The organism is Neobacillus vireti (assembly GCF_036962465.1).
Taxonomy (GTDB): domain Bacteria; phylum Bacillota; class Bacilli; order Bacillales; family Cytobacillaceae; genus Neobacillus; species Neobacillus vireti_B.
Window position 1 is genome coordinate 43,646 of sequence record NZ_JBALNF010000071.1, and the last position, 6,000, is coordinate 49,645.

Below are 6,000 nucleotides of genomic sequence, written 5' to 3' on the forward strand. Positions count from 1 at the left end.
AACAAGCGACCTATATCACCCTAACACCGTTAGGGTCAATGATATTGGATGATAATAAACCTTTAATTACAGCTTCTTTAATTGTAACTTCATCCCCAACCTCAGAAATTATATTATCAATTGGTTTATTAAATAAACTGGAGAGGTTCTTATCCAATCCCTGCAATTTAGTTACCAATTTTAACTTTTCTATTTTTGATTCATTATTCAAAGAATCTATTGCATCTATGTTGCCTTGGAGTTCTATTCTAAAATTATAAGGGGTCGTAATGAACGTTCTGCGGTCACCTCTATCTACAACCCAATTCATTTTTTCAGCATTTCCGCAAATTTCACTTATTTCTCCTTCGGTTACTAAAAAACCGATATGGTCAAACAATACCTTTTTTCCAGATCCAAAAGTAATATTTACTGCCCCTTTTCTAACCTCTATTATGCGAAATATAACATTTTTTTCACGGAAATCATCCCATATCAAAGGAGGATTAAACAGTTTAAATTCTCCATAGTGTTTTCCGAGGCGTTGAGATACACGAAAACCATTCTCTATATAGAATTTTTCTGTTTCTTCAACATAGGGGGTCCAAAAATGATAATGAAAAAGCATTAATTCCACCTCGTATTTAAAGTCTATGTATAAGTTTTCGATACGATAAAAGGGATTCCTTCTTCAAGTAACTTGAATTTGCACTATCCAGCGAATTTTGATAAGCGTAAGCGTTCATAAGTATCGGTCATTTCAAAACCAAAGCTGATAAAAAGGGAATCTTTAATATTGTGTTTTTTGCTTTCATTTCTATCGCTATCCAAAAATAAAAACCAGGCAAGGTATAGTTGCTGTACATTAAAATTGGTTTATCGATTGTGTAACCTTTAACACAGTCCATTTAAATAAAAAAGCTACCGTTTTGTGGTAGCTTCTCGACAAACAAAAAAACAATATTATCTTTTCATGATACCCATTGAACTCAGGGCTTGGCGTAAAGTGGAATAGGTGGAAACACCCTTAAATTCGAGTCCTAGCTGTACTGCTGTTTGTGCGATCTCAGGTCTAACTCCTGAAAGAGTAGATGTCACCCCCATTAATTCCAATCCTTTTATCAGTTGAAAAATTTGCTGTGCTACCATTGTATCAATCATGGGAACGCCGGATAAATCAATAACAAGAAAATTTACTCCCAGATTGGCACATTGATCCAATGTTTTTTCAAGCATTAAATTTGCCCGTCTTGTATCTATTTCACCGACAAGAGGAAGTAACGCGACCTCGTTGTTAAGTGTAATAACCGGAGAACTTAATTCCTGTATAAGTTCCCGCTGCGCTGATAGTTTTCCTTGTTGATAGTATTGATGCTCTTCGACAAAGCCTAACATAACTTTATCAAATGCTTTTAAAATCACTCGATTCCAGCTTTCTATCACCTCATTGGAAAACTCACCCATATGTAGAGCAACAAAATCTTTAATATAATCAAGGTACTGTTCCCGCACCCTGAAAAATTCTCTTAACATAAAATGGATTGGTGTGTTTAAATGCTGTGGATCTTGAGCAATCGAAATGATCCATTCTTGAAATTCTTCCAGGAACACTGTATCCTCTTTAATAAAAACCTCACAAAGATGTAAATGGAAATCAAAGTTTTGTTTTTTTAAAGTACTGATTACTATAGGGTCATCCGAGGCATATACTCCTGAAGGGTCATTTTTATCTAGAGAATTATACCATTCCTCTGTAAGATTTCTTGCCTTAGCTAATAGAAACGAGTGTAATTCTTTATTTATATGCAACTAAATACCCCTTCCATCCATTCAATATAATTGTAATTTTAACTTATCTTATCATTTAAGTCTTGCTGCATGCACCGATTTGTTGTACTTATCTGCTATGTTCGTATAAGATTTCTCTTTATATCACATCCAATCCATTTATGTTAAAATTTAGTAAAAAGGAGAAGGTTATGAAAAAGAATTTTTTTCCTATACTTTTAGTTCTATTTGGTGTAATCGTCGGGGCAATTGGTTATTATTTCTTTACACACGTATTTATACCCAATATGATGTAATATCCTACAGAATTTTTCTGAAGCTTTTTATATGAATCAAGTAATCTAGAGAAACTTGCCAACACGGTAAAGCTGCAGCTGAAATGGGCAAAATTATTTGGAATTGTTCCCATCACGGTAAAACTATAGCCGAAATGGGCAAAATTATTTGGAATTGTTCCCATCACGGTAAACCTACAGCCGGATTGGGCACAATTATTAGGAAATGTACCTCTCTGAATTAGTTGTGTTCTAGAGTCGTAAATTTTTTCTAAAACCAGTTTACAATTTCCTCCATATGTTTTATTATCATTATTAAGAATGATAATGATTAAGCAATAGGTAATCACATAAACAAAAAGGCAATTATATTCTTACATCCGGTTAGACTCACAGGAATTTATGAAGAGGACGAGTAAAGAATTTGTATGTGTACTAAGGAAATTACATGGTCAAGAAAACATAGATTTGATAAAGAAGAGAAATATTCCCCCCAGATGGATTTCCACATTTGAGTGACTAGAAATATAAGTTTGCCGGAGTGCTTGGAACTGTTTTACAACCGGTAAAAGGCCGATTGCAACAATTAAAATCCCGGTCGCGGGAAAAGGAGCGAAAAGATCATGGTATATAAATTCAAAGAAGAGAATGCTGTCATTCAAAGTGAAGTAAAACTTTCTGGTACGCTAACCGTACCGATTGGAACAGAGGAAGTTTATCCTGCTGTTCTGATTATCCCTGGAAGCGGTGGGAGTGACCGTGATGGCAACAGTCCAAAATTCAAAATGGGGATTTATAAAGATTTGGCTGAATATCTAACAGGACTCGGTTTTGTTACACTGCGCTATGACAAACGCGGCACCCATCAAAGTGAGGGTGATGCCTATACTCTAGGATTCCGGGACTTGGCAAACGATGCCACCGCTGCCCTCCGCTATCTTAAACAGCATTCAAAAGTAAATGAAAACCAAACCATTCTCCTTGGCCACAGCGAGGGTGCACAACTTTCACCCGCGGTTTATGCCCAGGAGTCGTCTGCCGGAGTGATTCTTTTATGTGGTGGCGCGATGCCCATGCAGGATATGATAAACTGGCAGCGCGAGCAGGCGTATGATGGCTTAAATCAGTTGGGTGGATTTAAGGGATGGCTGATTCGGACTTTACATGCAACAGAAAAAGCAAGAAAGACCAATGCTAAATTTGATAGAAAAATATTGAACAGCACTGCGGAGACCATGAGGATATTCGGAAAGAAGTTTCCCGCAAAATGGCTGCGAGAGTTTTACCAATATGATGTACTGGCAGACCTCCGCCAAATCACCTCTCCTGTTCTCGTTATAGCCGGTGAAAAGGATTGCCAGGTCCCACTTGCTGCCTCAGAACAAGTCATTCCTTCTGTGTCAGGTGAGGTGGAACTTCATGTCATCAAAGATATGACCCATATTTTAAAATGCTGGCCCGGCATCATGGACACCTCTAACCCTTTGAAAATCTATAAGCAGCTGCTCGAAGAACCTCTGCCAGAGGAGTTTAGGAACTGCTTGTCCGAATGGTTGGGAGAACATATTATTGGTAAAGATATTGACAGCAAGCAGATTGTTGGCAACTAGATAGAATCATTCCTATTTTGACAAAGACCTAATAAATCTATAAATCTTCCAATTCCTGATTCAATTTGATTTATAACATTGATTTATGATGTTATTTGAACTGTACAAAGGGTATGAACCTTTCATAACTGTCGGAGCTCCTCTTTCTTTGACTCTACAAGGGTTATAAACCTTTTACAACAGTCGGAGCTCTTCCTTCTTTGACTCTACAGGGGTTATAAACCTTTCATAACTGTCGGAGCTCCTCCTTCTTGTGCTCTAGAGGGGTTAACAACCCCTTATAACTGTCGAAGCTCTTCCTTCTTTCACTCTACAAGGGTTATAAACCTTTTATAACTGTCGGAGCTCTTCCTTCTTGTGCTGTAAAGGGATTATGAATTCTCATCCCCTGCTGTTAGTTTCTACAAAAAGAGGATAATGGCTTTACAATTTACCCATTCTATCTACTCTCTATTAGTGAATTGTTCTAATCGATCCAACTTCACTTCAAATCTATCAATCAATTCGTGTAATTCCTCAAACCCATACTTACATTCCTGTAGTAGAGTTTTCAATGCCCTTTCCCTTACTATTTTTCTTATGGCTTGACTAACTGTTTTCCCTTCTTGTCTGATCTGCTGGACTCTTTCAAGATCAGCAATATGGGTATCATTTAAATGTTCAAATTCCTTTATTAGACCATATTTTCTGTACTCCGCTCTAAGATCAGCTAATAATGATTTGCTGACACCAGTCATTTCCCTTACTATCTTATCGGGATACATTCAACCACTCCTTAATAGTTCTTTACTAGACTCTATTAAAGATAGTTGGGATTTATACCACCACAAACTATATCAACCCAAGAATGGCTTCAAATTATGTCCCCCCAAAAGGGGAAATTTTAGACGAAAAACCACAACATCACTCTTCTTCTTCTGGGAGTCCTTTAGTGGTTTGATTGTATCCGAATGGCATTTATGGAATAATTGTTGAGTGTCGTAACCTAGAAAACGATATTCAGATTGATGGGGGTTAATTAGAAATGTCGGACAATACTGTAGGTAAAGCTACAACTAAAATGCACTTTATGCTTAAGTCTACTCCACCAAGAACCACTTTTCATCAAGATATGACAGGAGAAGAACGAGACATTATGTTAAAACATATTGCCTATTGGACGGACAAGCAAAACCAGGGGATTGCTTTGGTCTTTGGTCCTGTTTTACATCCTTCCGCTCCGCAAGGAATTGCCATTATTGAAGTTGAAAATGAAGCTCAGGTTGCAAAGCTAATAGAAGAAGACCCAGCCGAAATTGCCGGCATAATGACAACTGAGTATTATCCAATGAAAGCAATGCTGCCGAAACAACACGCTTAACCCTGTTAACAGTGTTAGGAAAAAAAAGCTTGAATAGATAAAAGGAAATGGCTCAGTTTGCAACTGAGCCACCTGCTTTTTCAGTTAAATAGATACAAACCCAATTTTAATGATTGTGAAAGTAAAATAGCCAAAAGTAAGACCAAATGGCCCCGCTGTTTATTTGACGATTACTTTTCCAACCATCCCCTCTTGGTAATGGTACCGACATATCAAATCATATGTACCAGGATTTGTCGGGCTCACGGTAATGGTTTTTTCTTTTCCAGGCTGGATTTCTTCGTCAATTCTCAGCTTTTCCACAGTGAAAGTGTGCTCTTTCCTACCTTTGTTCTTCAATATCAACGTTGTCGTTTTTCCATTCGGAATGGTGATCACTTTCGGATTAAAGTAATCATCGTTCAACTCGACCTCAACCGCTTTTACTGGTTGAGCAGGCTGTGTTACGGCGTTGGATTCGGCTACTACATGAAGTGAGCTTGTAGTTGTCATTCCAACCATCATCGCGAATAAAACGACCAAGCCAGTTATCCACTTTTTCAAAAACATTATTATCCCTCCTTTCCTAAGACTATTTTCTTCTTATTTATAAAATATTATTAGAAAAGTTTGGGTTCAAAATAAAAACTGGCACCGGCAGGTATCTGAAACAACTTTACACAGTTTTTCTTGCTACCAAAAGATATCGTCCATCGATGGAATCGGTTGATTTTCGATTTCTTTTACTTCCTCCGTTATGTCAATTGATCCGTTCACCATTACCTCTTCAATAAATGTTCTACGATATCCCGTTTCATGTTTTATGCTTTGTATGTATTGATGGGCAACGGCTGGGATGTCTTGTTTCTTTCGTGCTGAAAATCTTCCTCTAGCAGTTAGCCCTGTTCCTTCAATTTTTAAATGTACTTCCAAGTTAAACTCCATATCCATATCCCTATCACCTCTTCACTTGTATATTATAGAACATACATTCTTATTTAGTCATAAT

Annotated in this window: 7 protein-coding genes and 1 pseudogene; 2 read left to right on the forward strand and 6 right to left on the reverse strand. The window is 37.3% G+C overall.

Going from position 1 to position 6,000, the window contains the following annotated elements; translation table 11 throughout:
- Window positions 1-10 precede the first annotated feature (10 nt).
- From V7077_RS25055 to V7077_RS25065, 3 genes and pseudogenes are all read right to left on the reverse strand, one after another.
- Window positions 11-607: a hypothetical protein gene (locus V7077_RS25055; protein ID WP_335507010.1), complete on the reverse strand. Its 597-nt coding sequence runs from the start codon at window positions 605-607 to the stop codon at window positions 11-13.
- An 83-nt stretch (window positions 608-690) separates the two neighbouring features.
- A pseudogene (locus V7077_RS25060) lies at window positions 691-831 on the reverse strand (IS1595 family transposase); the annotation flags it as partial.
- 111 nt (window positions 832-942) lie between these two features.
- Window positions 943-1,788 (reverse strand): STAS domain-containing protein, encoded by an 846-nt coding sequence (locus tag V7077_RS25065; RefSeq protein WP_335507012.1) that lies wholly within the window; start codon window positions 1,786-1,788, stop codon window positions 943-945.
- A gap of 877 nt (window positions 1,789-2,665) precedes the next feature.
- On the opposite strand from V7077_RS25065, the gene V7077_RS25070 reads away from it, so the two are divergent.
- Entirely contained in the window at window positions 2,666-3,652 is a 987-nt protein-coding gene (locus tag V7077_RS25070) for an alpha/beta hydrolase (RefSeq protein ID WP_335507014.1), read from the forward strand.
- A gap of 443 nt (window positions 3,653-4,095) precedes the next feature.
- On the opposite strand, the gene V7077_RS25075 is transcribed toward V7077_RS25070, so the two are convergent.
- Entirely contained in the window at window positions 4,096-4,416 is a 321-nt protein-coding gene (locus tag V7077_RS25075) for a hypothetical protein (protein ID WP_335507016.1), read from the reverse strand.
- A gap of 260 nt (window positions 4,417-4,676) precedes the next feature.
- Between V7077_RS25075 and V7077_RS25080 the strand changes: the two genes are divergently transcribed.
- Entirely contained in the window at window positions 4,677-5,012 is a 336-nt protein-coding gene (locus V7077_RS25080; protein WP_335507018.1) for a YciI family protein, read from the forward strand.
- A gap of 159 nt (window positions 5,013-5,171) precedes the next feature.
- Here the strand turns inward: V7077_RS25080 and V7077_RS25085 are convergent, their stop codons facing one another.
- Window positions 5,172-5,561 carry a cupredoxin domain-containing protein gene (locus V7077_RS25085; RefSeq protein ID WP_335507021.1) on the reverse strand — a complete coding sequence of 130 codons (390 nt, stop codon included), beginning with the start codon at window positions 5,559-5,561 and terminating at the stop codon, window positions 5,172-5,174.
- Window positions 5,562-5,684: 123 nt separating this feature from the next.
- Window positions 5,685-5,942 (reverse strand): hypothetical protein, encoded by a 258-nt coding sequence (locus V7077_RS25090; protein ID WP_335507023.1) that lies wholly within the window; start codon window positions 5,940-5,942, stop codon window positions 5,685-5,687.
- Window positions 5,943-6,000: the final 58 nt, after the last annotated feature.

Bases quoted from the DNA above. Each gene is read 5' to 3' on its own strand.
- V7077_RS25055 (WP_335507010.1), bottom strand. From the start codon at position 607: ATGCTTTTTCATTATCATTTTTGGACCCCCTATGTTGAAGAAACAGAA.
- V7077_RS25070 (WP_335507014.1), top strand. From the start codon at position 2,666: ATGGTATATAAATTCAAAGAAGAGAATGCTGTCATTCAAAGTGAAGTA.
- V7077_RS25075 (WP_335507016.1), bottom strand. From the start codon at position 4,416: ATGTATCCCGATAAGATAGTAAGGGAAATGACTGGTGTCAGCAAATCA.
- V7077_RS25080 (WP_335507018.1), top strand. From the start codon at position 4,677: ATGTCGGACAATACTGTAGGTAAAGCTACAACTAAAATGCACTTTATG.
- V7077_RS25085 (WP_335507021.1), bottom strand. From the start codon at position 5,561: ATGTTTTTGAAAAAGTGGATAACTGGCTTGGTCGTTTTATTCGCGATG.
- V7077_RS25090 (WP_335507023.1), bottom strand. From the start codon at position 5,942: ATGGATATGGAGTTTAACTTGGAAGTACATTTAAAAATTGAAGGAACA.